Source organism: Microvirga sp. BF8, from assembly GCF_059888585.1.
Map to the genome: position 1 here is coordinate 4,323,248 of NZ_CM187619.1, position 24,328 is coordinate 4,347,575.

At 66.4% G+C, this 24,328-nt stretch carries 23 protein-coding genes; 9 read left to right on the forward strand and 14 right to left on the reverse strand.

The features are described 5' to 3' along the window. Positions 1-21: 21 nt before the first annotated feature. The 4 genes from AC522E_RS20410 to AC522E_RS20425 form a co-directional block, all read right to left on the reverse strand. The gene (locus tag AC522E_RS20410) at positions 22-2,130 is read right to left on the reverse strand and encodes a methyl-accepting chemotaxis protein (RefSeq protein WP_500748052.1); all 2,109 of its coding nucleotides are present in this window, start codon (positions 2,128-2,130) and stop codon (positions 22-24) included. Between the two features lie 171 nt (positions 2,131-2,301). Beyond that, positions 2,302-2,757, reverse strand: a complete 456-nt coding sequence (locus tag AC522E_RS20415) for a host attachment protein (RefSeq protein WP_500748053.1) — start codon at positions 2,755-2,757, stop codon at positions 2,302-2,304. Between the two features lie 76 nt (positions 2,758-2,833). Next, positions 2,834-3,031 carry a YqaE/Pmp3 family membrane protein gene (locus tag AC522E_RS20420; RefSeq protein ID WP_500748054.1) on the reverse strand — a complete coding sequence of 66 codons (198 nt, stop codon included), beginning with the start codon at positions 3,029-3,031 and terminating at the stop codon, positions 2,834-2,836. Between the two features lie 95 nt (positions 3,032-3,126). After that, a complete protein-coding gene (locus tag AC522E_RS20425) occupies positions 3,127-3,660 on the reverse strand; it encodes a L,D-transpeptidase family protein (RefSeq protein ID WP_500748055.1) in 534 nt (177 codons plus the stop codon). 122 nt (positions 3,661-3,782) lie between these two features. On the opposite strand from AC522E_RS20425, the gene AC522E_RS20430 reads away from it, so the two are divergent. Together AC522E_RS20430 and AC522E_RS20435 are read left to right on the forward strand one after the other, a co-directional pair. Then, the gene (locus tag AC522E_RS20430; protein ID WP_500748056.1) at positions 3,783-4,469 is read left to right on the forward strand and encodes a response regulator transcription factor; all 687 of its coding nucleotides are present in this window, start codon (positions 3,783-3,785) and stop codon (positions 4,467-4,469) included. A gap of 1 nt (position 4,470) precedes the next feature. Then, positions 4,471-4,971 (forward strand): cyclic nucleotide-binding domain-containing protein, encoded by a 501-nt coding sequence (locus tag AC522E_RS20435; RefSeq protein WP_500748057.1) that lies wholly within the window; start codon positions 4,471-4,473, stop codon positions 4,969-4,971. 34 nt (positions 4,972-5,005) lie between these two features. Here AC522E_RS20435 and AC522E_RS20440 read toward each other — a convergent pair whose 3' ends face one another. From AC522E_RS20440 to AC522E_RS20460, 5 genes are all read right to left on the reverse strand, one after another. Beyond that, positions 5,006-6,715, reverse strand: coding sequence for a methyl-accepting chemotaxis protein (locus AC522E_RS20440; RefSeq protein WP_500748058.1), 1,710 nt, complete (start codon positions 6,713-6,715; stop codon positions 5,006-5,008). Positions 6,716-7,137: 422 nt separating this feature from the next. Continuing rightward, the gene (gene xth / locus AC522E_RS20445) at positions 7,138-7,950 is read right to left on the reverse strand and encodes an exodeoxyribonuclease III (RefSeq protein ID WP_500748059.1); all 813 of its coding nucleotides are present in this window, start codon (positions 7,948-7,950) and stop codon (positions 7,138-7,140) included. Between the two features lie 114 nt (positions 7,951-8,064). Then, positions 8,065-8,865, reverse strand: coding sequence for a class I SAM-dependent methyltransferase (locus AC522E_RS20450; RefSeq protein ID WP_500748060.1), 801 nt, complete (start codon positions 8,863-8,865; stop codon positions 8,065-8,067). Between the two features lie 60 nt (positions 8,866-8,925). Then, positions 8,926-9,930 carry a LolA family protein gene (locus tag AC522E_RS20455; RefSeq protein WP_500748061.1) on the reverse strand — a complete coding sequence of 335 codons (1,005 nt, stop codon included), beginning with the start codon at positions 9,928-9,930 and terminating at the stop codon, positions 8,926-8,928. A gap of 110 nt (positions 9,931-10,040) precedes the next feature. After that, positions 10,041-12,635, reverse strand: a complete 2,595-nt coding sequence (locus AC522E_RS20460; RefSeq protein ID WP_500750788.1) for an FtsK/SpoIIIE family DNA translocase — start codon at positions 12,633-12,635, stop codon at positions 10,041-10,043. 94 nt (positions 12,636-12,729) lie between these two features. Here AC522E_RS20460 and AC522E_RS20465 point away from each other — a divergent pair, with 94 nt between their 5' ends. From AC522E_RS20465 to AC522E_RS20475, 3 genes are read left to right on the forward strand one after another with little or no spacing between them, the layout of a single operon-like run. Beyond that, positions 12,730-13,167 carry a DUF2946 family protein gene (locus AC522E_RS20465; protein ID WP_500748062.1) on the forward strand — a complete coding sequence of 146 codons (438 nt, stop codon included), beginning with the start codon at positions 12,730-12,732 and terminating at the stop codon, positions 13,165-13,167. 44 nt (positions 13,168-13,211) lie between these two features. Next, on the forward strand, positions 13,212-14,201 hold the full coding sequence (locus AC522E_RS20470; protein ID WP_500748063.1) for a DUF1775 domain-containing protein: 990 nt from the start codon (positions 13,212-13,214) through the stop codon (positions 14,199-14,201). A 19-nt stretch (positions 14,202-14,220) separates the two neighbouring features. Beyond that, positions 14,221-14,823, forward strand: coding sequence for an SCO family protein (locus tag AC522E_RS20475; RefSeq protein ID WP_500748064.1), 603 nt, complete (start codon positions 14,221-14,223; stop codon positions 14,821-14,823). 260 nt (positions 14,824-15,083) lie between these two features. Here AC522E_RS20475 and AC522E_RS20480 read toward each other — a convergent pair whose 3' ends face one another. The 4 genes from AC522E_RS20480 to AC522E_RS20495 form a co-directional block, all read right to left on the reverse strand. Continuing rightward, positions 15,084-16,421 carry an ammonium transporter gene (locus AC522E_RS20480; protein WP_500748065.1) on the reverse strand — a complete coding sequence of 446 codons (1,338 nt, stop codon included), beginning with the start codon at positions 16,419-16,421 and terminating at the stop codon, positions 15,084-15,086. 37 nt (positions 16,422-16,458) lie between these two features. Then, the gene (locus AC522E_RS20485; RefSeq protein ID WP_224311611.1) at positions 16,459-16,797 is read right to left on the reverse strand and encodes a P-II family nitrogen regulator; all 339 of its coding nucleotides are present in this window, start codon (positions 16,795-16,797) and stop codon (positions 16,459-16,461) included. 368 nt (positions 16,798-17,165) lie between these two features. Further along, positions 17,166-17,981 carry a hypothetical protein gene (locus tag AC522E_RS20490; protein WP_500748066.1) on the reverse strand — a complete coding sequence of 272 codons (816 nt, stop codon included), beginning with the start codon at positions 17,979-17,981 and terminating at the stop codon, positions 17,166-17,168. 333 nt (positions 17,982-18,314) lie between these two features. Next, the gene (locus tag AC522E_RS20495) at positions 18,315-18,872 is read right to left on the reverse strand and encodes a transglutaminase-like cysteine peptidase (protein ID WP_500748067.1); all 558 of its coding nucleotides are present in this window, start codon (positions 18,870-18,872) and stop codon (positions 18,315-18,317) included. Between the two features lie 310 nt (positions 18,873-19,182). Between AC522E_RS20495 and AC522E_RS20500 the strand changes: the two genes are divergently transcribed. The 3 genes from AC522E_RS20500 to AC522E_RS20510 all read left to right on the forward strand — a co-directional run bounded on the left by AC522E_RS20500 (position 19,183) and on the right by AC522E_RS20510 (position 22,056). Continuing rightward, complete coding sequence (locus AC522E_RS20500) at positions 19,183-20,001, forward strand: ABC transporter ATP-binding protein (protein WP_500748068.1); 819 nt, start codon at positions 19,183-19,185, stop codon at positions 19,999-20,001. A 196-nt stretch (positions 20,002-20,197) separates the two neighbouring features. Continuing rightward, positions 20,198-20,989 (forward strand): ABC transporter permease, encoded by a 792-nt coding sequence (locus AC522E_RS20505; RefSeq protein WP_500748069.1) that lies wholly within the window; start codon positions 20,198-20,200, stop codon positions 20,987-20,989. 44 nt (positions 20,990-21,033) lie between these two features. Beyond that, positions 21,034-22,056, forward strand: coding sequence for an ABC transporter substrate-binding protein (locus AC522E_RS20510; RefSeq protein ID WP_500748070.1), 1,023 nt, complete (start codon positions 21,034-21,036; stop codon positions 22,054-22,056). A gap of 59 nt (positions 22,057-22,115) precedes the next feature. Here the strand turns inward: AC522E_RS20510 and AC522E_RS20515 are convergent, their stop codons facing one another. Further along, the gene (locus AC522E_RS20515; protein ID WP_500748071.1) at positions 22,116-23,039 is read right to left on the reverse strand and encodes a LysR family transcriptional regulator; all 924 of its coding nucleotides are present in this window, start codon (positions 23,037-23,039) and stop codon (positions 22,116-22,118) included. Between the two features lie 107 nt (positions 23,040-23,146). On the opposite strand from AC522E_RS20515, the gene AC522E_RS20520 reads away from it, so the two are divergent. After that, positions 23,147-24,328, forward strand: a complete 1,182-nt coding sequence (locus AC522E_RS20520) for an MFS transporter (RefSeq protein WP_500748072.1) — start codon at positions 23,147-23,149, stop codon at positions 24,326-24,328.

A 24,328-nucleotide genomic window follows, 5' to 3' on the forward strand; every position in this document is an offset into this window, starting at 1 on the left:
GAATGCCGCCCCCCAACCGGCTCAGGCTGCGTTGACGGCCGACAGGAAGTTTTCGACTTCGTGGCTGAGGGTTTCGGAGTGCTGCGAAAGCTCGCGGGCAGCACCGAGGACCTGGGTGGCCGCGGTGCCCGTCTCGCCGGCTCCCCGGCGGACTTCGGCGATGTTCCCGGTGACCATCTCGGTGCCCCGGGCCGCTTCCTGAACGCTCCGCGCAATCTCGGCCGTCGCCAGGCCCTGCTCCTCGACGGAGGCGGCGATCGCCATTGAGATCCGGGAGATCTCCGTGACGGTCGCGGCAATCTGCTGGATGACTGCGACAGCGTCCGCGGTTGCCTGCTGCACCGATCCGATCTGGCCCGCAATATCCTTGGTGGCGGACGCCGTCTGGCCGGCGAGGTCCTTGACCTCGGAAGCCACGACGGCAAAGCCGCGGCCCGCGTCGCCGGCCCGGGCTGCCTCGATGGTGGCGTTCAGCGCCAGCAGATTGGTCTGATCGGCGATGCCGTCGATGAGCGCAACCACATTGCCGATTCTCTCGGCGGAGGCGGCGAGGTTCTGCACGGTCTCATTGGTGCGCTCCACGTCCCCGACCGCTCGCTCGGCGATTGCGGATGCCTGGGCCACTTGGCCCGCGATTTCCCGGATCGAGATCGACAGTTCCTCCGTGGCCGCGGCGACCGTCTGCACGTTGGACGAGGTCTGCTCGGCTGCGGAGGCGACGCTCACCGACTGGCCCCGTGTTCGATCCGCAACATGGGTCATGGATTGCGCCGCGGCTTCCATCCAGGTCGCAGCCGTCGTCAGAGACTGGACGACGCCGCCGACCTTGAGTTCGAAGTCCCGCGCGAGCTCAGCCATGAGACGCCTTTTCTCGGCGGCGCTGCGGAGTTCCTGCGCATGCGCCGCCTGCTCGAGGCGGTCGCGTTCGATGGCGTTGACTTTGAACACTGCGACGGCCCGGGCCATGGCTCCGATCTCGTCATCGCGCGTCGTCCCCGCGACCTCGACAACAAGGTCGCCTGCCGCCAGCCGGCTCATGACGCCGGTCAGACCGGCGATGGGTCGGACGATACGCCCGATGACGATCCACAGGCCGATCACGGCGACAACCAGGCTGAGGACGAATATCCCGGCAGCCCACATGATCTCCACGCTTGCCTGCGCGAAGGCTTCCTCCGCGACGGAATCGGCGGCGATGCCCAACTCCGTCCCAAGAGCCAGAAGGGTGTTGATCGCTGTCGTCGCCCGCTGAAACCACTCATCGCTGCTGATCGAGTAGGACCCGGTTTCAGCCTCCTGGAGGATCACTTCACGGGTCTTCTCGAAGGAGCCGAGATAAACGTCGCGGACCGAACCGACGGCTTTGATGACCGAGGGCGGCAGATCCTGCCGCAGCGCCAGCGGCTCGATGCCGGCCCAGGCCGATTCCACCCGGCCGCGCAGACGCGCCTGGATCCGGATGGCTTCGATGCTGGCCGCGTTGCCGTCGCTGATCTGGCCCGCGACATGGGCCCGCTCGCGGCCCGCATATTCCGCCATGTCGGTGACCGCCGCCCGAACCGTGACCAGATGAGCCATCTCGGACTGGGGCGGCTCCGCCAGAACCTCGAGGAACGTGCTGACGGCCCTGACATCCTCGATCGCGCGGGTGATCGCCGGCACGATACCCTGGATGATCTCGCGCGACCGCTCGGTCAGAGGTTCCCGGAGCTCCTGATCCACCTGCTTGCGAAATGCCATCAGACGGGTATGGCCGTCTTCGGCCTTGGTCATGGCCCGCCGGACCCTGTCCGGCTCTGACAGGGTCGCGAGCGCTTTCCCGACAGCCTCGACGGCATCCGCAACCGCCTTGTCGCCGGTCGCCCGCTGCCTGGCGAGCTCCTCGAAACGGCTCGCCGAGGCCGGCTCCGCCCTGCCCAGCGCGACCACCGACATCGCCCGCTCGATAGCGAAGCTCCCGGCGGCCGCCAGGAGACGCTCTTCCGCTTCGTTGACGATGATGAATCGAGCCGCGTCCTGGCGGGAATGCCAGGCGCCGTAGGCCCGCAGGCCTGCCGTCCCGACCATGAGCAGGGCCATGCCGATGATGATCGACGGCAAGAGGATTCGAATGTGCTGAAGCTGCTTCATCTTCTGGCTTTGCCCGTAGCGCAGACCGTTGCGCTGCGGCTTTGCCTATACAGCCGAGCTTGATGGTCGTTGATCGAGCGCAACCAATTCCCAGGATGGGGCCGATCGTCTGGGTTTTCGCTGGGTCACCCTGCGGAGACGGGCGGTGAACCCGCAGCGTCCCCGGTTCCTTCAGGCTTCCGCCTGCAGATGTGCCTCGATCTCGTGCACCGGGTGCTTGGTGAGATCCTTGTTGATTTCCGCGACGATGCGGCTCCTGACGGGAGCGGAAATCTGCTTGCGAAGCTCGGCCAGGGTGCGCGGCGGAGCGGCGACGATCACGGCCTTGGCCTGGGCGGCGGCGCGCTCGAGTTCCGTCGCCACGTCGCCGGCGAAGCGTGCCTCGGCAAGGGCGTGCCAGTCGGTCTGCTCCATGGCGCTGCGGTCGTTCGCACCGCCTCCGGCGAAGGCGCGTCCCGGCTTGTCGGTGCCCTGGTCCGCCGTCGGGGGATTGTCGGGGGCCTCCATGACCTTCGCCACTGTCAGGTTCCAGTGCACCTCGTCGCCGGAATTCTTCAGGAACAGGGCCTTCCGGCCGTCGCTGACGAGCACCATCCCGTCATGAGGCAGCTTGAGACGCTTGGTCATGGGCGCATTCCCTTCTGCAAACATCGTCGATCAGAATATCACGGCGGCCGCGAAAAGGAGACAGGCCGCGCCGATCCTACCGGCCGTTCTGCCGGATCGCCGCCGCGATCTTCTTGTCCGTGTTGTATTGGCCGAGCGCATAGACCGCCCAGAACGCCGCGGGGAGCCAGCCGACGATGGTGACCTGCAGGATCAGGCAGATCAGCCCGGCGAAGGGCCGACCGATGGTGAAGAAGCTCAGCCAGGGAAGGATCAGGGCAATCAGGAGACGCATGCGCGGTCGGCCTTTCGTTCGTCTGAGCCGTTAGATAGGAACTCCCGTCCGCTCTTGCAAAGCTTGGTTCCCGGACGCTCCGATCGAGCCGACGCCTATCCCATGATGGCGATCTTCGTCCGCGGCCCGATGCGCTCCAGCAGGCGGCGGATCATGTCCGGGCGAACCGCGACGCAGCCTTCGGTCGGCGTGAAGCCGGGGCGGGCGAGATGCAGGAAGATGGCGCTGCCCCGTCCGCGCCGGATCGGCCCGCGATTCCAGCCGATGTCGAGGACAATGTCGTAGAGATGATCGTCCCGCCACATCCTCTCGTGGCTTGTCGGGCAGGGCAGGGGGACGGGGCGGTTGTAGCGCCGGTCCTTCGGATCGTCCGACCAGCCGTCGTGGATACGGATCGGATGCAGGGCAAGGCCCGTCCGTGGACGGGGGAAGCGGTCCGACCGGTAGAAGCCCTGGATCAGAGCAAAGCGCCCGACAGGCGATGCGCCGTCGCCTTCGCGCTTGCTCCGGCTCGTTCCCGAGCGCCCGAGGGCGCAGGGCAGGACGAGGTTTCCCGCCCGCAATCGCCCGCGGCGATGATCGAGCGGGGAGCGATGGACGACGACGAGATTGACGTAGGCTGGCTTCATGGGCAGTGGAAGGGGCAGGGCTGCCCCTTGTTGTCAAGTCGGGAATGACTAGTCTAAGGGGCAGGCGCACGATCCGCAAAAGTGGGCTTGCCTCGCGCTTTTTAGCCGCCAAAGGGTTTGAGATGTCGAATGCCAGCCGTCTCCTCGTCGTCGACGACGATCAGGATCTGCGCGACACGCTCGTCGAGCAGCTTGGTCTCTACGAGGAGTTCCACGTCACGACGGCGGCGAATGCGACCGATGCGATGCAGGCGGTCAAGAGCGGCCGCATCGACCTCGTCATCATGGATGTGGGCCTGCCCGACCTGGACGGCCGCGAGGCGGTCAAGGCCATGCGCCACGAGGGCTTCCGCAGCCCGATCATCATGCTCACCGCCCAGGGCTCCGACAGCGATACGGTGATGGGCCTGGAGGCGGGCGCCAACGATTACGTGGTCAAGCCGTTCAAGTTCGCCGTCCTGCTCGCGCGCATCCGGGCCCAGCTGCGCCAGTACGAGGCGAGCGAGGACGCGGTGTTCCAGATCGGACCCTACACCTTCCGTCCCGGCGCAAAGCTGCTCACCAACGAGAAGGGCTCCAAGCTCAAGCTGACGGAAAAGGAAACCGCGATCCTGCGCTATCTCTATCGCGCCGGACAGGCGGTGGTCGGGCGCGACACCCTTCTCGCCGAGGTCTGGGGCTACAATTCCAACGTGACCACGCACACCCTCGAAACGCATATCTACCGGCTGCGCCAGAAGATCGAGACCGATCCCTCCCAGTCCCGCATCCTCGTCACCGAGCCCGGCGGCTACAAGCTGATTCCTTGAAATGGCACTCGAAGACGATATCGCCATCCTGTCCAGCGCGCCGCTGTTCAGCCTGCTCGACCGGGACGCGCTGCGCCTTGTCGCCTTCGCGGCCGAGAGCCGGAACCTGCGGGAGGGCGACACCCTGTTCCGCAAGGGCGATCGCTCGGATGGCGGATACGTGGTCAGCCGCGGCGCCATCGTCCTCGATGCCCGCGAGGACGGCTCGGCGGCGGATTTCGTCGCGGGGCCCGGATCGCTGATCGGCCAGACCGCGCTCTTCACCCGCATCGAGCGCCCGGCAACCGCTACGGCCCGCGAGGCCTCGACCGTCATCCGGGTCTCGCCGAGCCTGATGCGACGCGTCCTGGAGGAGTTTCCGGCGGCGGCCGCCGCCATGCACGCGGCGATGGCGCAGGACCTCGTCGGCCTGACCGAGGGTCTCGAGCAGGTGCGCCGCAAGCTCGTCGCCATCGACGGCGAGGAAATCCCGGCCGCCGCATCGGGGCCGGGATCGGTCTGAGCCTTCAAAAGATCCGGGCCGTCCGGCCCGAGACCTATGCGGCCTTGACGCCGGAAAGGAACTCCTCGACTTCGCGGCCGAGATTTTCCGCGTAGCGGGCCAGCTCCTGAGCCGCGCTCAGCACCTGGGTGGCCGCCGCGCCGGTCTCGCCGGCCCCGTATTTCACGCTCTCGATGCTCTCCGTCACCTGCCCGGTGCCGCGGGCGGCCTCCTGAACGCTGCGGGAGATCTCCGACGTCGTGGCGCCCTGCTCCTCCATGGCGGCGGCGATGCCGGTGGAGATGCTCGAGATTTCATCGATGATCGTGCGGATGCCCTGGATCGCGCCCACCGCTTCGTGGGTGGCGCTTTGAATCTGGGCGATCTGCGCACCGATCTCCTCGGTCGCCTTCGCGGTCTGGGTCGCCAGGGTCTTCACTTCCGAAGCCACAACGGCAAATCCCCGCCCGGCTTCGCCGGCCCGGGCCGCCTCGATGGTGGCATTGAGGGCAAGCAGGTTGGTCTGCGACGCGAGGTCGTTGATCAGGGTGACCACGTTGCCGATGCGCTCGGCCCCGCTCGCCAGCGCCTGCACGATGTCGTTCGTGCGCTTGGCGCTCTCCACAGCCTCGCTGGAGATCTGCGAGGATTGCGTGACCTGGCGGGCGATCTCCTGGATCGAGATCGACATCTCCTCCGTCGCGGCCGCGACAGTCTGGACGTTGCCGGAGGTCTGCTCGGCCGCCGCGGCGACGCTGACGGATTCCTGGTTGGTCCGCTCCGCCGTCACAGTCATCGTTTGTGCAGTGGCTTCCATCTCGGAGGCGGCCGAGGCGAGGCTGTGGGTGAGGGCGGAGACATTGGCCTCGAACCGACGGGCCAGCTCGTCGAGCCGCAACGCCCGGTGCATCTTCGCCTCGCCCTCGGCGGCCTGCTCGATGGCGAGGCGCTGCCGCTCCGCCGTGTTGTCGCGGAAGATCTCGACGGCGCGGGCCATGGCGCCGACCTCGTTCCTCCAGGCCGCATAGGGCACCGGCTGCGACGTGTCGCCATGGGCGAGACGGGTCATGGCCTCCGCGAGCTTCGGGATCGGCCGGAACAGGGTCCGGGCCGCCAGGATGGCGGCCAGGGCAAGAACGAGGACGGCGATCAGCGATGCGAGCCCCATGCGCCACATGAGGCGGTCGGCGGCGGCGGCGAGCTCGGTCGTCTCCACGCCGGTGCCGAGCACGCCGAGAATCTGCCCGCTCTGGCCGAAGACGGGGAAGTTGATCAGCAGATAGTCCTTGCCGAGCACCTTGGCCTCGCCGACATAGACCTTTCCTGCCGAGACGACGGGAAAGACGCTGCCCTTGCGGTCCATGGGAGTGCCCACCGCACGGGATCCGTCGGGATTGCGCAGGTTCGTGGCGCGGCGGATGAAGTCGCCGGCCTTGTCCTTGGCGAAGAGGGTCGCCGGCGCCTGCGTCGCCTCGGCGATGCGGTCCACGAGTTCGTCGCTGTAGAACACGGCGTCGTCGTTGACGACGATGCCCTCGATGGCGCCGGAAGCGTCCTTCTTCGCCTTCATGCTGCCGACGGAGCCCTGGAGGATTCCCGCGAAGGTGCGCACATTGGCCTGCAATTGCGCGAGGGCGTTGGCACGCACATCGGCGCGGGTCTGCAGGGAGACGACGGCGAAGAGGACGGCGGCGGTCAGGACGACGAAGGCGATCATGGCCGCCATCGTGAGATGGGAGAGCTTGCGGTGAGCGACGAAGGACACGGGATTTCCCCTGGGTAAGATAGACCCGAGACGTCGCAGAGCCACTTTAAGAACTGGTGAATAACGACTGTGGAAACCAAGAATTCGCAAGGTTTCGCGTCTGCGCAGAACTTTTGGAATCGACTGCCAGGAGTAGATTCCTTGTAACCATCGGACGTGCATTGTCCGGGTCCGAGACGAAAGCTCCATCCGCGTCGTCGCAGCCGTGATCAGGACACGCGGGCCTTCATGCCGCTGTGCCTGATCATGCACCGTCAGCGGTGATGGATTCCGGACTTGCCTGACGGCAATCCGGAAGGACAGCGTGAGGGGATGAACCTCCGTCATTCCGGGGCCGCGAAGCGGAGCCCGGAACGACAATGGGTCGGGCCCGGTGCTCGACGCGGCACCTTCCCGCGCAAAAGGAGGGGCGTCCCCGCCGATCAAAGCTCCAGAACGGCAGTCACCGGCGCGTGGTCGGACGGGCGCTCCCAGCCGCGGGTCTCCTTCGTCACGTCGATGGCGCGCAGGCTGCCGGCGAGGTCGTCGGAGAGCCAGATATGGTCGAGCCGGCGGCCCTTGTTCGCGGTCTGCCAGTCCGGAGACCGGTAGCTCCACCAGGAATAGATCTTTTCCGGCTCCGGGCGTAAGGCGCGCATGGCATCGGTCCAGCCCGCCTCCTGGCGCAGTTCTTCGAGGGCCTGCGTCTCCACGGGCGTGTGGCTTACCACGTCGAGCAACTGCTTATGGCTCCAGACATCGTGCTCGAGAGGCGCCACGTTGAGGTCGCCGACCAGGATCGCCGGCGCCGATGTCGGCCGCGAACGCCCGCCCCAGGCCCTCAGCTCCTCCATGAATTGCAGCTTGTGGCGGAATTTCTCGTTGAGGTCCGCATCCGGAATGTCGCCGCCGGCGGGGACGTAGAAGTTGTGGATCGTGACCCCGGAAGCGGCCTTGGCCTGGGTCAGGGTCACGGTGACGTGCCGGGCGTCCTGCCGGCCGCACATCTCCATGGTCGACGTCTCGGCGAAGGGATAGCGCGACAGGATCGCGACCCCGTTATAGCCCTTCTGCCCGATATGCACGACGAAGGGATAGCCGAAGGATTGGAGCTCCTTCAGGGGGAACTTGTCGTTCGGGCATTTCGTCTCCTGAAGGCACAGGACGTCCGGGCGGCGCTCGTCGAGGAAGCGCCGGACCTGATCGATCCGCAGGCGGACGGAGTTGATGTTCCAGGTGGAAATGGTGAGATTCACGGCGCAGGCATCCTGTCGTCTCGAGCCCTCTTCGGCTACGACAGATTCATCCGCAAGGGAAGGGTGCCGGGCGAATACCGGGCTTCGCGCGAAGCAGGGCTCGAAGCATCCCCTTCACCGCTTGCGGCCGCGCAGGGCCCAGGCCCGCGCCACCAGCGCAATACGGCCGTCCGGCTGGATCGGAAGGGTGTTTCGCAGGCGCTCGCGGAGGGCCGCCCGCGCCTCGTCGCTCAGGGACATGCAATAGGCCGGCGCGGGAGCCTGCCCGCCCAGAAACGGCGTCCAGTAATCCTCGAAGTCGCGGAAGACGGTCGGGATGTCGATGGGCCGGGTTTCGATGTCGTCAAGGCCGGCCTCTCCGAAGAGGGCCCGCAGGGGCTCGGGGCGGCAGATCGTGAAGCGCGCGCCTTCGTCGGCCTCGCGGGCCTGCGGATCGAGGGCGGCGGCCGCGTCCCAGAAATGGCGCATCAGCTCCATCCGGCCCGCATAGTCCCAGACATAGAGGGCGATCTGCCCGCCGGGCCGGACGACACGCACCATCTCGGCGGCCGCGCGCGGCCGGTCGGGGACGAAATTGAGCACGAGGCCCGAAACGGCACGGTCGAACGCATTCGCCGCGAAGGGAAGACTTTGCGCGTCGGCCTGCTGCAGCTCGACCTTGGAATGGCTCAGCCTCTCACGGGCAAAAGCGAGGAAACCGGCCGAGGGATCGATTCCCGCCATGCGTGCTGGGGAGCAGCGCTCGAGGACTGCCTCGGCCAGCGCTCCCGTCCCGCAGCCGACATCGAGCCAGTCGAGGCCGGGCGGCGGATCGAGCCAGGTGAGAAAATCGCGGGCGACCAGCCGGCTCCAGCGACCGACATAGGGTTCATAGACTTCGCCGCTGGCCCAGCGGTTCTTCGGGATCTCGGCCATCGTCCGCCACTCCGCCACGGGAGAGATGCGGCCAGTCTACTTCATCCGCCGCCGATCACCCTAGCGGTTGTTGCCGATGATCGGCGCGTTCGGAATCCGGAACAGGCCCTGGTCGATGGACCGGCCGCGGTTGGTCTTGTTCAGGGTCACGACGGTCTGATAGCCCTGCGGATCGGTGATCCGCCACTGGGTCAGGTTCTGCATGTCGGGATCGAAATAGAGCGCGATCCGGGAGGTGCCGCCCAGGGTCGAGCTGTCCTCCAGGTTGATGCGCACCGAGTTCGGATCGGAGGAAATGCCGGTGACCGCGATGTCCTGGCCGAGATTCACCCTCTCGCGCAGCAGGAACTTCAGGGGCGTCTGCTGGATGAAATAGAGATCCTGCGTGTTGAGCTTCTTGTCGCGCACGGCGACCGACGTGCCATCGGCGATGACCTCGAGGGTGGCGGGCGGATCGTATTCGAAACGCAGCTTGCCAGGCCGCTGCAGATAGAGCGTGCCGCCGAGTCTGCGCCCGTCGCCGCCCACCTGGGTGAAGTCGGCCACCAGGGTGCCGAGACTGGTGAAATAGGCATTGGCCCGGCTGACGATCTCCTGGTTCGAGAGAGGCTGCTGAACTTTCGCGACGGCGGTCGGGGTGACGGCGGTGGTCACGATGGGCCGCGGTGTGATCTCCACGGATTCCGGGCCCGCAGCGGCTTCCTTCAGGACGGCCGGGCGAACCGGCGGCGGAGGCAGGGGCGCCACCTGCGGCAGGGCCGTGGCTTCCAAGGCGGCTTCCTTGACCGGCTCGGCGGGTTTCGGGGCTGGTGCGGCCGCGATGGTAGCCGGAGCGGCGCTCGGCTGGGCGGACTTTCGGGGTTGAAAGGTCGAGGTCGCGGGCGGCGCCTTCGTCAGGGTGAAGCCTTCCGCAGCAGAGGCAAGCACCGCCGGCGCCGTCGGCGAGGATGCCCTTGGCGGCTGGAACAGTTCGTAGGGAAGCACCTGAGCGGCAGCCGGCATGGCACCCGCGCCGGCCGAGGCGGCGAGGAGCGATGCGAGGCGGGTCAGGCTCGAAAGGCGCATCCGGAACGATCCTTCCAGGTCAGGTTGGGCGCTGCGCTAGCTTTCCCATGTGGCTAATCGATGACGCGACCGCCAGGGCTAAGGTTCCTTCTGCGTCGATTCGAACCACGTCAATCCTCGCCAAGATCCGGGGTCTCCATGAGGATTTCGCGCTTTCCAGCGTGATTGGCCGGGCCGACGATGCCCTCCTTCTCCATCCGCTCCATGAGCGAGGCGGCGCGGTTGTAGCCGATCTGCAGCCGGCGCTGGATGTACGACGTCGACGCCTTCTTGTCGCGCAGGACGACGGCGATGGCCTGGTCGTAGAGGTCGCCGGAGCCCGAGCCGAATTCGCCCTGGTCGAAGACCGGCGTGTCGCCGCCGTCTCCACCGGCATCCTCGTCGGCCGTGACGGCCTCGAGATATTGCGGCCGGCCCTGGCGTTTGAGGTGGGCGACGACCTTCTCGACCTCCTCGTCGGAGCAGAACGGCCCGTGCACGCGGGTGATGCGCCCACCGCCGGCCATGTAGAGCATGTCGCCCTGGCCGAGGAGCTGCTCGGCGCCCATCTCGCCGAGGATCGTGCGTGAGTCGATCTTCGAGGTCACCTGGAACGAGATCCGCGTCGGGAAATTCGCCTTGATCGTGCCGGTGATCACGTCCACCGACGGCCGCTGGGTGGCCAGGATGACATGGATGCCCGCCGCCCGGGCCATCTGCGCCAGGCGCTGGATGGCGCCCTCGATCTCCTTGCCCGCCACCATCATCAGGTCGGCCATCTCGTCGACGATGACGACGATGTAGGGCAAGGGCTCGAGGTCCATGACCTCGTCCTCGTAGACCGCCTGGCCGGTCTCGCGGTCGAAGCCCGTCTGCACCGTGCGGGTGATGACCTCGCCCCGGGCCTTGGCCTCCGAGACCCGGGCGTTGAAGCCGTCGATGTTGCGCACGCCCAGCTTCGACATCTTCTTGTAGCGGTCCTCCATCTCCCGAACCGCCCATTTGAGCGCCACCACGGCCTTCTTCGGGTCCGTCACGACGGGCGTGAGGAGATGCGGGATGCCGTCATAGACCGAGAGCTCGAGCATCTTCGGATCGACCATGATCAGCCGGCATTCCTCGGGCTTCAGGCGATACACGAGGGACAGGATCATGGTGTTGATGGCGACCGACTTGCCCGAGCCTGTGGTGCCCGCGACGAGCAGGTGCGGCATGCGCGCCAGGTCGGCGATCACCGGCTCGCCGCCGATCGTCTTGCCCAGGCACAGGGCGAGCTTCTGCTTGGTCGATTCGAAATCCTGGCTCGCCAGCAGTTCGCGCAGAAACACGGTTTCGCGCTTGTGGTTCGGCAATTCGATGCCGATGGCGTTGCGGCCCTGGACCACCGCCACGCGGGCGGAGACCGCACTCATGGAGCGGGCGATGTCGTCGGCAAGCGAAATGACGCGCGACGACTTTGTCCCCGGAGCCGGCTCCAGCTCGTAGAGCGTCACCACCGGGCCGGGGCGCACATTGATGATCTCGCCCTTCACGCCGAAATCCTCCAGCGTTCCCTCGAGCAGGGTGGCGTTCTGCTCCAGGGCATCCGCGGAGACCAGGGGCGTCTGGGGCTTCTTCGGCTCGGCGAGCAGGTTGAGGGCGGGCAGCTGGTAGTCGCCCTCGTCGAGGAAAGAGGGTTGGGCCTCGCGGACCATGCGCTTGCCGGGTTTGGGCGCCGCGGGGACAGGGGCCACCCGCGAGGGGGCAGGCTCGGGCATGGAGACGCGCCCGCCGCCCGTGACCGGCGGCCCGTCCCAGTCCTCGTCGTCCTCGTCGTGGAGCGGCGCCGCGGCCGGCTCGGGCTTCGGCCGCCGGGGCGCGTCGTCGAGGATCGGCTCGCGTCGGGTCCAGATCGCGTCCGGTGCGCCGCGGCGGGCGTTCTTGCCAGGCCGGGCGGGTTCGTCGGCCTCGCCGGTTTCGGCCCGCTTCTCCGCCCAGCGCCGTGCGCTGGCGCGCAGGCTCATGAACCCGTGGGCGAGAGCGCCGAGGGACACGATGCCCCAGCCGGGCTCGTCATGGCCGGGATCCTCGGGATCCTCCCACTCGGCCGGCTTCCTCCGGCCGCGCTTGGCATCCGCCGCCTCGTCGAGATCGTCCGGATCGGCGTGGTGCTGCTCAGAGAGGCCGAGGCCGCAGGCGGCGCTCAGGGTCAGGATGGCGAGGCCTGCGAAGACGAGGCCCAGCACTGCGCTGGCCGAGCCGTTCGACAGGCCGGTCACGGCCTTGGCGGCGGCCAGGATCGCATCGCCGACCACGCCGCCGAGGCCCGTGGGCAGGGGCCAGCGGTCCGTGGCGGGCAGGGCGCTGGCGAGCGCCGTCGCGGCGCCCGCGCCGAGGATCCAGAGGGCGAAGCGCAGCTGCGCCCGGCCGAGATGGCCGGCTTTCATCAGCCGCCAGCCCCACAGGGCAAGCGGCAGAAGGGCGGCGATGGAGCCCAGTCCCAGAAGCTGCATGAGAAGATCGGCGACGATGGCGCCGGGCCAGCCGAGCAAATTGCGGACCGGGGCATCGGTGGCATTGTTGAGGCTTGGATCGTCCACCGACCAGGTGGCGAGGGACGCGGCCACCGCGCCGGCCAGGGCCAGCAGGCACAGGCCGATCATCTCCTGGGCGCGCCGGGCGACGAAGGCCCGCAGGGCGCTGGAGAGACCGTCATAGGCTGATGAAGAGCGGCGTGCCGTGCGCATCGAGAAAACCCGGACTGAAAATCTCATTCAACAAAGAATCGTGCTGCGACATTAGGAGGATCGGGTTAAGGGCCCTTTAACCCTAAGAATCCCGTTGTGCCTGTTGACGGCGCGCGCCCGGCGGATCAGTGTCCGCCGCATGACGGGCAGGGCATCCTTCAAGCTTTGGCAGCGGGCCGGAATCACGGCGGTGATCGCCTATGCCCTTGCGCTCCAGGCCCTGCTGTTCTCCTACGGCGGCGCACTCCATGCGGAGGCCTCCGCCGCCTCCGCCGCCTCCGCCGGAATCATCTGCAGCCAGGGGAACGGGCATTCCGCGCCCGACGCGCCGGCAACCTCCCACGATGCCCTGTGCTGCATCCTGAGCTGCGGCATCTCGGCCGCCTCCGCCGGGCCGCTCCCGGTCCTGGCCGGGATCGCGCGGCCGGCGACGGTTCCCGTCATCATCGCCTTCCTGCCGGACGAGCCGCCGCACGCGCGCTCCGCCGGGGTGTTGCCTGTCGGATCGCGCGCGCCGCCGCGCCTGGGTTGATCGTCTTTTCGAAGATCGTTTTCCCCGACCACAGGACCATTCCCATGACATCATCCCTATCCGCCGGCGCGCTGGCCGCGGCCGCGCTCGCCTTCACCGCCACATCCGCCGTCGCTCATGTGACGTTCGAGACGGAGCAGGCGGCGGCGAATTCCACCTACAAGGCCGTGCTTCGCGTCGGCCATGGCTGCGACGGGCAGCCGACCCTCAAGCTCCGGGTCCGGGTCCCCGAAGGAGTCGTCGCGGTCAAGCCGATGCCCAAGCCCGGCTGGACGCTCGAGACCGTGAAGGGCGCCTATGCCCGTTCCTACGACCTCCACGGCGCGCCCGTGGGCGAGGGGGTCAAGGAAATCTCCTGGACCGGAAGCCTGGAGGACGGCCACTACGACGAATTCGTCTTCCAGGCCCGTCTGACCGAGATCTTCCAGCCGGGTGCGACCGTCTATTTTCCGGTGATCCAGGAATGCAGCAACGGGGCGGAGCGGTGGATCCAGGTTCCGGCCGCGGGCCAGGATGCCCATTCCCTGAAATCGCCTGCCCCGGGCGTGAAGATCGCGGCGGCGGCATCGGGCGCGCCGGCGGCCACGGTCCGGGTGGGCGACCTCGCCATCGAGCAGGCCTGGTCGCGGGCCACTCCGGTCGGCGCGAAGGTCGGCGGCGGCTATCTCCGCATCACCAATAACGGCAAGGAGCCGGACCGGCTCACCGGCGGCTCGGTCCCGCTCGCCGCGCGGGTGGAGGTGCACGAGATGTCCATGGTCGGCGATGTCATGCGCATGAAGCCGGTCGAGGGCGGGCTCGAGATCAAGCCGGGCGAGAGCGTCGAATTGAAGCCCGGCGGATACCACCTCATGTTCATGGACCTGACGGAGCCCCTGAAGGACGGCCAGGTCGTCAAGGGCACGCTCGTCTTCGGGAAGGCGGGTGCCGTCGCAGTGGAGTTCGCGGTGCGCGGCATGGGCGCGCCGGCGGGCGGCCACATGAACGGTCACATGAATGCTCAGGATGCGGCCCCCATGCCGCGCAAGCACTAGGTCCGGAAGGAGCACCCACATGGTTTTCAGACGATCGCTCCTTCTGCCGCTGCTCGTGTTCCTGACCGCGGCGCTGGTTCTGCTCGCCACCCTGTTCCTGCTGCTGCCGGAGCAGCGGCCGACGGGCAGCGCGTCGCGGGTTCCCATCGGCGGACCGTTCCAGCTCACGTCACAGGATGGCAAGCCCTTCTCCAGCGAGAGCCTGAAGGGCAAGCCCTTTGCCATCTTCTTCGGCTTCACCCATTGCCCGGAAGTGTGCCCGACGACGCTCTATGACCTGACCCAGGACCTCGAGGCGATGGGCAAGGATGCGGACAGGCTGAACGTGGTCTTCGTCACCATCGATCCCGAGCAGGATACGCCGGAGCTGGTGAAGACCTATCTCTCCTCCTTCGATCCGCGCATCGTCGGCCTTACCGGCACGCCGGACGAGATCGCCGCCGCCGCCAAGGCCTTCAAGGTCTATTACCGGAAGGTCCCGACCGATTCCGGCTACACCATGGACCACACGGCGACGATCTTCCTGATGGACGGGAAAGGCGACTTCTTCGGCTCCTCGAATTTCCAGGAGCCGCAGGAAATCCGGCGCGAGAAGCTGAAGAAGCTGGTGAAGAACGGGTGATCACGCGGCCTTTCGGCATTCGGCGTTCTTCTTCCCCGTCATTCCGGGACGCATCGAAGGTGCGGACCCGGACCCGTAACCGCTGATGGTCCAGCATGGGGCGCCGTGGCTGCCGCAGCTCTTCATCAAGGCTGGTGGCTGTGGGTACCGGGCTCCGCTGCGCGGCCCCGGAATGACAGGTGAAACAAAAAGCCCCGGCCTTTCGACCGGGGCTTTTCCTTTGACGACCCTCTGGATGGTGTGTTTCGTCGTCGGGAAGCTCAGTAGTTGTAGGCGCGCTCGCCGTGGTCGGCGAGGTCGAGGCCCTCGCGTTCCGCCTCGTAGGTGGCGCGCAGGCCGACGACGAGATCGACGATCTTGTAAAGGATGAACGAGCCGATGCCGGTCCACAGCAGCGTCACCACCACGGCGATCGCCTGCGTCCAGACCTGACCCGCGATCGTGTATTCACCGACGCCGTATCCGCCGAGAGACGGCGCGGCGACGATGCCGGTGCCGATGGCGCCGACGATGCCGCCGACGCCGTGGATGCCGAACACGTCGAGGGCGTCGTCATAGCCCAGGGCGTTCTTCACGGTCGTGACCGCCACATAGCAGACCGCGCCGGCCACGAGACCGAGCACGATGGAGCCCATGGGGCCTGCGAGACCTGCGGCGGGGGTGATGGCGACAAGGCCCGCCACCGCGCCGGAGGCGATGCCGAGGAGCGAGGCTTTGCCCTTCTCGAACGATTCCACCATCGTCCAGGCAAGGCCCGCGGCCGCAGGGGCGAGGATGGTGTTGAGCAGGGCGAGAGCCGCGCCTCCGGTGGCCTCCAGGTTGGAGCCGGCATTGAACCCGAACCATCCCACCCACAGGAGGCAGGCGCCGACGAAGGTCAGCGTCAGGGAGTGCGGCGCAAGCAGATCGCGGCCGTAGCCGATGCGCTTGCCGACGAGGAGCGCGCCGATGAGGCCCGCCACGCCCGAGTTGATGTGCACCACCGTGCCGCCCGCGAAGTCGAGGGCGCCGAGGCCGAAGAGATAGCCCTCCGAGAACCACACCATGTGGGCGATCGGCAGGTAGATGAAGGTCAGCCAGAGGGCCGTGAACAGCATCACGGCCTTGAACTTGATGCGTTCGGCGAAGGCGCCGACGATCAGGGCCGGCGTGATCGCCGCGAAGGTGAGCTGGAAGGCGATGAAGGTGAATTCCGGAATCGCCACGCCCTTGGTGAAGGTGTCGGCCGTGGAATCCGTGGTGATGCCGGCGAGGAAGGCCTTTGAGAATCCTCCGATGAAGGCGCCGATTCCGCCCGGACCGGAGGTGAAGGCCAGCGAGTAGCCGTAGAACACCCACAGGATGGCGACGAGACTGAACACCGAGAAGACCTGCATCAGCAGGGAGAGCATGTTCTTGGTGCGCACCAGCCCGCCGTAGAACAGGGCGAGGCCGGGAATGGTCATCAGGATGACGAGGATGGTCGAGACGAGCATCCAGGCGGTGTCGCCCTTGTTGACCGTCGGGGCGGCGGCCTCCTGCGCGAGCGCCGGATCGAAGGCCAGAAGAGCGAGCCCCATGCCCCCGAGCATGGCGGCGAGGTTCAAACGGGATTTCATCGGATTGAGACTCCGGACAAGGGAAAGGGAGCGGGCGTCACAGGGCATCGGCGTCAGCCTCGCCCGTGCGGATGCGGACCGCCTTCTCGAGGGGGACGACGAAGATCTTGCCGTCGCCGATCTGGCCGGTGCGCGCCGCGAGGGTGATGCCTTCGATCACCTTCGGGACGATCTCGGTCGGCACCGCCACCTCGATCTTCAGCTTGGGCAAGAAGCTCACCGCGTATTCGGCGCCGCGATAGATCTCTGTATGACCTTTCTGCCGCCCGTAGCCCTTTACTTCGGTCACAGTGAGCCCGTGCACGCCGAGGGAGGTCAGCGCGTCGCGAACCTCCTCCAGCTTGAACGGCTTGATGACCGCCATCACGATCTTCATGGGTTGAGCCCCCTTTGAAACGGTCGCCGACCAGATGGAAAGCTGGGACGGACAACGGATTTCCATTTGAACCCAACCTGTCGGGCGGGTGTCGCCAGGGGATTAAGCAAAAAACATGCCAAGCGGTGGAGGGCTTATGTCTTCCACATATTGTCCATGAAACCGGCATCGGAATCGGGCAGCTTCTGTCGGAGCTGCCTAAATCCTAGGCAGCTTGGCCGCCCTGAATGGTCCGAAACCTCTCACTGCTCCCGGGGCCCTCAAGTTCTGCTCGCCACGATGCCGATCACCACTTTTTCCGACGGACGCAGAAAACCCCTGGCCACGAATGCGGCCAAGGGTTCGAAGAGGCGAAGAGGGCGATGGCCTTAGCGGGTCGAATCCTGCTTGCCGTTCGGGCTGCCGTCGCCACCGCCGTTGCCGAAGCCGTTATTGCCCTGGCCACCGTGGTTGCCATTGTCGCCGCCATGGTTTCCGCGACCGCCGCCTCTGTCGCCGACGTCGCCACGGCCACGCGAGCCGCCGCCGAAATCGCTGCCGTTCGGGCTTTCCCCGGCGTTGCCAACACTCTTGTCGTTGCCCGGGTTGCCTGGACCATTTCCGACTGTGCCACCGCCGCCGGTACCGCTACCTCCAACGCCGCCACTTCCAACAGTGCCGCTACCGCCGAGGCTGGAGGATGCGCCGGGCTCCGCTGCACCCCTGGCGGACGCCGCGCCGCGGGCGCCGCCGAACCCGCCCGAAACATTGCTGCCTAAGGTGCTGCTGCCGCTGCTGGTGCTCAGGGCGCCACCGTTCAAAGTACCTTGCGCCTGACCGCGGGCCGCCACAGAACCGGTGCTGAGGGGGGAGCCGTTGCCGAAGATTGAAGGAAGCCCGGGCAGACCCGGAGCGGCGGTGGGATACGCCCCGTTCACCGCCGGCGTCGTCGCGCCGATGGATCCAGTCACAGGGCTGCCGCGACCGGACAGATTGTTTGCCGGGCGCAGGGCCTTGGGAAGGATAGCGCAGCGGCAGACTTCCTCTCCCTGAACGACATGAAGACGACAATTGCCGTACATCGAAGCGTTCGCCACCGCAGGCACGCATTGTTGCCCCGATCTCGCGGGCTGGGCATAGGACGGGACTGAAGAGGCAAGCAAAAGGGCGGCGCCGGACAAGGCGAGAGCGTGCGAACGTCTCATGGTTCACCTATAGACGATTGAATTTGTTGGGAGAGTCACAAAATGTGGCTCGGATCGCCAAATTGACGCCGGCCGAAAGACATAGTTCCGGGTTTCACAAGAAAAATTTCTGAATCCTATGTCAATAAAGACTTATTCCGGCTATTTTGGGTGATTAATATTTCAGCCAAACTTAGTATTATTAAGTGAATAACAATGAGCCAATAAAATACCTCCCTGAAAACTTTCGTTAATCAGGAAGGTATTTAACGCCACAAGCTATTATTGCATGGTCTATTAAAGCGCCGAACCCGCCAAACGGTTCCCGCGGATTTTCAAACGATCCGAACGAGGCTAGCCACCCCGGCTGCGGAAGCTGGCCCGGATGGCGGGCTGGCGACCGGCCACGGGCAGGTCGACGGTCGGCTCGCTCGTCCTCGCCCCGGATGCCGAGATCCAGCCACGGCCGGACTGCCGCGCATAGAAGGTATGGCCGGTCTGGGATGGAGGAAGAATGGAAGGGGTAAGATTGTCGAGCACATAACTGCCCCGGTCGGTGGCGACCGTGAGGACCGCATGAGGCTCGCCCTGCGAGGTCATGCCGACGGCGATCGACAAGGCAGAGGCTGGCCAGCCGCGTTCGATCAGCATCTTGCGCTTCAACAGTGCAAAATCCTCGCAATCGCCCTTGCCGCTGGTTGGCAGCGTCCAGACGTCCTCACGGCCGTACTGTTCCATGTCGGAAACTTCGGTAATGGTGCTGTTCACATAGCTGTTGACCTGCTGGAGCTGCGCCATCCGCTGGTCGGAGAGAGCCATGGGAGCCGGAGGCTTTGCCGATGCCGGCCCTGCCGGAATCAGCGCCACCATGGCTAGAAAGACGCCGGCGAGGCCGCGCGAGATCGAAATCATGAGAATTGACCCCCGAGTAGAATTTCTGAAATCGGGTTGGAACCGATGAGCTTCTGCAGCGTTGATTTGCGATCTCCGCTCAAAACATGACTTTATGCCTGGAAAAGGGCAGCTTGTCCGTTCGCGGGATTTGAGCCGCCTGCGAGGGCATGAGGCTGAGATCGCGTCCGGCCCTTGGACATTTGCCTTCTGGACATCGTCCCTTCCCGATCACGCTACGTGCCGCTATGGCAATTGCCCTTGCCATAGCGAGATGAGGCTTTAGGCTGACGGTAAGCGTCGCCGACAGACGCGGGAAACGCACAGCTCCATGCCGGTACCATCAATTGCTCCAGCCGTTTTTCTCCACAACGTCGCCATTACCTTCGGTGCGAAGGGAAGTGCCTACCGCGCCGTCGCCTCCATCGATCTCGCGGCCAGGCCGGGAGAGTTCATCGCCATCGTCGGGCCGACCGGGTGCGGAAAGTCGACGCTGCTCAACGCGTCGGCTGGTCTGCTGAAGCCGTCGGAGGGAAGCGTTTCGATCTTCGGGACGCCCCTCGAGGGTCTCAACCGCCGCGCCGGCTATCTCTTCCAGCAGGATGCGCTCATGCCCTGGAAGACGGCGCTGCAGAACGTCGCCGTTGCCCTGGAGCCTAAGGGACTGTCCTTCGCGCAGGCGCGGGACAAGGCCCGCGAATGGCTGCGCCGCGTCGGGCTCGCCGCCTTCGTGGACCGCTACCCCCACATGCTCTCCGGGGGGCAGAGGAAACGCGTGGCGCTCGCGCAGATGCTGATCCGCGATCCCGAGATCCTGCTCATGGACGAGCCCTTCGGGCCCCTCGATGCGCAGACACGGCAGATCATGGGCAACCTTCTGCTCGACCTCTGGGCGGCGGACCGCAAGGCCGTGCTCTTCGTGACCCATGATCTCGAGGAAGCCATCGCCCTCGCGGATCGCGTCGTGGTGATGTCCGCGGGCCCCGCCGCGCGGATCATCGGGGATTTCCCCGTGGCGCTGCCGCGTCCGCGCGACATCGCCGAGGTGCGGCTGGAGCCGGCCTTCCACCACATCCACAAGGAGATCTGGGCGAGCCTGCGCACGGAGGTGCAGAAGGCCTATGCGCAGGGCGAGGGGGCCATGCCGTGACGACTCAACCATTGTCGTTCCTGGGCCGCGAAGCGGAACCCGGAACCCGTAGACACCAGCGTTTCAAGACGAGAACGCCGGCGCTCGCCGCATTCCATCCTGCATGTGCGGCGGCCAGGGATACCGGGCCCGCGCCTTCGGGCGCGGGCCGGAATGACGATGAGAGCGGTTTCGGAACGACGGGGAAGCAGACATCATGAAACGCGTGAAACTGCTCGCGCTCCAGATCGCCGTCGGCATCGTGTTCCTGCTGCTGTGGCATGTGTTCACCGCCTATCCGATCCTCGCACCCGTCAAGCAGACGCAGTTCTTCTTCTCGAACCCCATCGACGTGATCGCGCGGGCGTGGAAGGAGTTCGCCACCGGCGAGATCTGGCGCCATCTCGGCATCACGCTGCTGGAGACCGTCCTTGCCTTCGCCATCGGCGCCGGAGGCGGCATTCTGTTCGGGTTCCTGTTCGCACGGCGCGACATGCTCGCCGCCGTGTTCGATCCCTACATCAAGGCCGCGAACGCCCTGCCGCGCGTGGTGCTTGCGCCCATCTTCGCCCTGTGGTTCGGCCTTGGAATCTGGTCGAAGGTGGCGCTCGGCTTCACCCTCGTCTTCTTCATCGTGTTCTTCAACGTCTATCAGGGCGTGCGCGAGGTCAGTCCGGTGGTGCTCGCCAATGCGCGCATGCTGGGGATGAACGAGCGCCAGCTCCTGCGGCATGTCTATTGGCCCGCGGCTTTGACCTGGATGTTCTCGTCCCTGCACACATCGGTGGGCTTCGCGCTCGTGGGTGCCGTGGTCGGCGAGTATCTCGGATCCTCGGCCGGGCTCGGCTACAAGATTCACGAGGCCGAGAGCGTGTTCGACGTGACGGGCGTCTTCGCCGGCATGCTGATCCTGTCGATCTTCGTGATCCTCATCGACATGGTCGTGACGCTGATCGAGAGACGGCTTCTCGTCTGGCGCCCGGGACCATCGACAAGCGGGCAGGCTTGAGCAATCCTGATATCCAACAACCATCAACGAGAGAGGGAGACGATATGGAACGCCGCACATTTCTGATCGGCACCGGTGCCGCCGCGCTCGCCGCCGGCATGAGCCGCAGCGCCTTCGCGCAGGAGAAGCCGGAGAAGAGCAAGGTCACCCTCGGCGTCGGGGGCAAGCCGCTGCTCTACTATCTCCCGCTCACGATCGCCGAGCGCAAGGGCTTCTTCAAGGAGGAGGGGCTCGATGTCGAGATCAACGATTTCGGCGGCGGCGCCAAGTCGCTCCAGGCGCTGATCGGCGGCTCCGTGGACGTGGTGACCGGCGCCTACGAGCATACCATCCGCATGCAGGCCAAGGGCCAGGACGTCCGCGCCATCACCGAGCTCGGCCGCTTCCCGGCCATCGTGATCGCGGTCAAGAAGGACAAGTCCGGGCAGATCAAGTCCGCCGCCGACTTCAAGGGCCTCAAGATCGGCGTGACGGCGCCGGGCTCCTCCACCGCGCTGACGACGCAATACGCCATGGTGAAGGCGGGGCTCAAACCCAGCGATGCGGCCATCATCGGCGTCGGCTCGGGCGCGAGTGCGGTCGCCGCCATGCAGAAGGGCGAAATCGATGTGATCGCGCATCTCGACCCGGTGATCGCGAAGCTCGAATCGGACGGCGACATCGCGGTCCTCATCGACACCCGCACCGAGGCCGGAACCCGGGCCCTGTTCGGCGGCTCGAATCCCGCCGCGACCCTCTACACGAAGAAGGATTTCATCGACGCCAATCCGGTGACGACCCAGCGTCTCGTCAATGCCTTCATGAAGTCCCTGAAGTGGATCCAGTCGGCGAAGCCCGAGGATGTCGCGGAAGCCGTGCCTCCGGAATACCATCTCGGCGACAAGCCGCTGTACATCAAGGCGGTGCAGAACTCGCTGGAAAGCTATTCCCGGACCGGCATCGTTCCGCCGGACGGGATGGCGAGCGTCATGGACATGCTCAAGACCCTCGATCCGGAACTGAAGGACGCGAAGGTCGATCTGTCCACCACCTTCGACGACCGCTTCGTGAAGAAGGCGGGAAGCTGAATCTGCGGGACCACGCATGAACACCGGGCGCCAGCGGGGTTTCCACTGGCGCCCTTTTCTCATGACGGCGCCGGATTGCCGGGCAGCGAGACGGTCTCGGCGAGATAGTCGATGAAGGCGCGCACCCGGGCGGGCAGGCGGCCGCCCTGGCCAACGAAGACCGCGTGAATGTCCTCCGTGTCGCCGGGATTGAAGGCTTCGAGCACGGGCACGAGGCGCCCCGCGGCGATGTCCGGGCCGACATGGAACCAGGCGAGGCGGGCCAGCCCGACACCGGCAAGGACGAGGCGCCGGGAGGTCTCGCCGTCGCCGGCCTGGGCATTTCCCACCGCCGGCAGGGTTCGCGTCTGTCCGTCTTCCAGGAACGGCCATTCGTCGAAGCTGCGGGCGAAGTTGAAGCCGATCCGGTTATGCTTCTCGAGGTCCGCAAGATTTCGTGGCGTGCCGGACTGCGCCAGATAGCGTGGCGACGCGACCACCACCATCCGGCTCGTTCCCAGTTTGCGCGCGACGAGCTGCGAGGTCCGCAGCGGACCGACACGGATCGCTACATCCGCCCGCTCCTCGAACAGGTCGATGACCTGGTCCGTCAGCACGATGTCCAGCTTCACCTCGGGATAGCGCTCCAGGAAGCCCGGCACGAGCGGCAGGAGATGATGCAGGCCGAAGGGCACGTTGCTGTTGACCCGGACCCGGCCTTTCGGTGCGGCCCCCACGGACGCCTCGCGCTCGGCGTCGTCGATCTCGGCCAGGACGCGCTTCGCCCGTTCGAAGAAGGCGACGCCCTCCGGCGTCAGCTGCAGTCGGCGCGTGGAGCGATGCACGAGGCGGGCGCCGAGCCGCGCCTCCAACCGCGCCACCAGCTTGCTGACGGCTGACGGGGTCATGCGCAGGACGCGGGCCGCGGCGGAGAAGCCCGACTGTTCCACGACCCGCACGAAAACCTCCATCTCTCCGGAGCGGTTGACGTCGATTCGAGCCATGTGAATTCATCTCACAAATCATATTCCCATCGGCATTCTAATTCAAAGGAGCGTCTGCCTCTAGCTTTGGCGGACGTCACCGAAACGGCCATGAACGGGAACCGCCCTTGCCCCTTGCCCTCTACACTCTCACTGCCGGTGCCTTCGCCATCGGCACCACCGAATTCGTGATCATGGGGCTTCTGCTCCAGGTCGCCGGGGACCTCGGCGTCTCGATCCCCATGGCCGGTCTGCTGATCTCCGGCTACGCTCTCGGCGTGACCATCGGCGCGCCGGCGATGACGATCCTGACGCGGCAATGGCCGCGCAAGACAGTCCTCGTCGCGCTGATGGTCATCTTCACCATCGGCAACATCGCCTGCGCCCTCGCGCCGAGCTATGGCGCCCTCATGGGCGCGCGCATCGTCACGGCTCTGGCGCACGGGACCTTCTTCGGCGTCGGCTCCGTGGTCGCGACCTCCCTCGTGGCGCCGGACCGCAAGGCCTCCGCCATCGCCATCATGTTCACGGGCCTGACGGCGGCGACGCTGCTCGGCGTGCCGCTCGGGGCCTGGATCGGCCTCGCCCATGGCTGGCGCGCGACCTTCTGGACGGTCGCCGCCATCGGCGCCGTGGCGACACTGGTCCTTGCCGCCATCATTCCCGGCAGTCCCCGAGACGAGGAGAGCACGTCCCTTCGCGAGGAATGGGCGGGGCTGATGCGGGTCCAGGTCGGGCTCGGCCTTGCCATGACAGTGCTCGGTTATGCCGGCGTCTTCGCGGTCTTCACTTTCGTGCAGCCGATCCTGACCCGCATCACCGGCTTTTCTGAAGCCGCGGTCTCGCCGATCCTTCTCGTCTTCGGGGCGGGCCTCGCCATCGGGAATCTTGGCGGCGGCTGGCTGGCCGACCGGCGCCTGATGCCGACGCTGATCGGAACGCTCGCGTTTCTCGCGCTCGTTCTCGGCCTCATGACCTTTGCGATGCATGACAAGGCGATCGCCATCGTCTTCGTCGGTCTCCTCGGGGCCGCCGCCTTCGCCACGGTCGCGCCCCTGCAGCTGCGGGTGCTCGAAAAGGCCGGCGGCGCCGGCCAAGGGCTCGCCTCGAGCCTGAACATCGCAGCGTTCAATCTCGGCAATGCCCTCGGCGCCTGGATCGGCGGTCTCGTCATCGATCACGGCCCCGGCCTCGAAGCGGTGCCGGTCGCCGCCACTCTCGTCACCCTTGCCGGTCTCGGCCTCGCGCTGTTCAGCCATTGGCTCGACCGGCGCGGTTCCGCTCCGCTCCTCTCGCAACAAGGAATCTGA

Bases quoted from the DNA above. Each gene is read 5' to 3' on its own strand.
- AC522E_RS20410 (WP_500748052.1), bottom strand. From the start codon at position 2,130: ATGAAGCAGCTTCAGCACATTCGAATCCTCTTGCCGTCGATCATCATC.
- AC522E_RS20415 (WP_500748053.1), bottom strand. From the start codon at position 2,757: ATGACCAAGCGTCTCAAGCTGCCTCATGACGGGATGGTGCTCGTCAGC.
- AC522E_RS20420 (WP_500748054.1), bottom strand. From the start codon at position 3,031: ATGCGTCTCCTGATTGCCCTGATCCTTCCCTGGCTGAGCTTCTTCACC.
- AC522E_RS20425 (WP_500748055.1), bottom strand. From the start codon at position 3,660: ATGAAGCCAGCCTACGTCAATCTCGTCGTCGTCCATCGCTCCCCGCTC.
- AC522E_RS20430 (WP_500748056.1), top strand. From the start codon at position 3,783: ATGTCGAATGCCAGCCGTCTCCTCGTCGTCGACGACGATCAGGATCTG.
- AC522E_RS20435 (WP_500748057.1), top strand. From the start codon at position 4,471: ATGGCACTCGAAGACGATATCGCCATCCTGTCCAGCGCGCCGCTGTTC.
- AC522E_RS20450 (WP_500748060.1), bottom strand. From the start codon at position 8,865: ATGGCCGAGATCCCGAAGAACCGCTGGGCCAGCGGCGAAGTCTATGAA.
- AC522E_RS20455 (WP_500748061.1), bottom strand. From the start codon at position 9,930: ATGCGCCTTTCGAGCCTGACCCGCCTCGCATCGCTCCTCGCCGCCTCG.
- AC522E_RS20460 (WP_500750788.1), bottom strand. From the start codon at position 12,635: ATGCGCACGGCACGCCGCTCTTCATCAGCCTATGACGGTCTCTCCAGC.
- AC522E_RS20470 (WP_500748063.1), top strand. From the start codon at position 13,212: ATGACATCATCCCTATCCGCCGGCGCGCTGGCCGCGGCCGCGCTCGCC.
- AC522E_RS20475 (WP_500748064.1), top strand. From the start codon at position 14,221: ATGGTTTTCAGACGATCGCTCCTTCTGCCGCTGCTCGTGTTCCTGACC.
- AC522E_RS20480 (WP_500748065.1), bottom strand. From the start codon at position 16,421: ATGAAATCCCGTTTGAACCTCGCCGCCATGCTCGGGGGCATGGGGCTC.
- AC522E_RS20485 (WP_224311611.1), bottom strand. From the start codon at position 16,797: ATGAAGATCGTGATGGCGGTCATCAAGCCGTTCAAGCTGGAGGAGGTT.
- AC522E_RS20490 (WP_500748066.1), bottom strand. From the start codon at position 17,981: ATGAGACGTTCGCACGCTCTCGCCTTGTCCGGCGCCGCCCTTTTGCTT.
- AC522E_RS20495 (WP_500748067.1), bottom strand. From the start codon at position 18,872: ATGATTTCGATCTCGCGCGGCCTCGCCGGCGTCTTTCTAGCCATGGTG.
- AC522E_RS20500 (WP_500748068.1), top strand. From the start codon at position 19,183: ATGCCGGTACCATCAATTGCTCCAGCCGTTTTTCTCCACAACGTCGCC.
- AC522E_RS20505 (WP_500748069.1), top strand. From the start codon at position 20,198: ATGAAACGCGTGAAACTGCTCGCGCTCCAGATCGCCGTCGGCATCGTG.
- AC522E_RS20510 (WP_500748070.1), top strand. From the start codon at position 21,034: ATGGAACGCCGCACATTTCTGATCGGCACCGGTGCCGCCGCGCTCGCC.
- AC522E_RS20515 (WP_500748071.1), bottom strand. From the start codon at position 23,039: ATGGCTCGAATCGACGTCAACCGCTCCGGAGAGATGGAGGTTTTCGTG.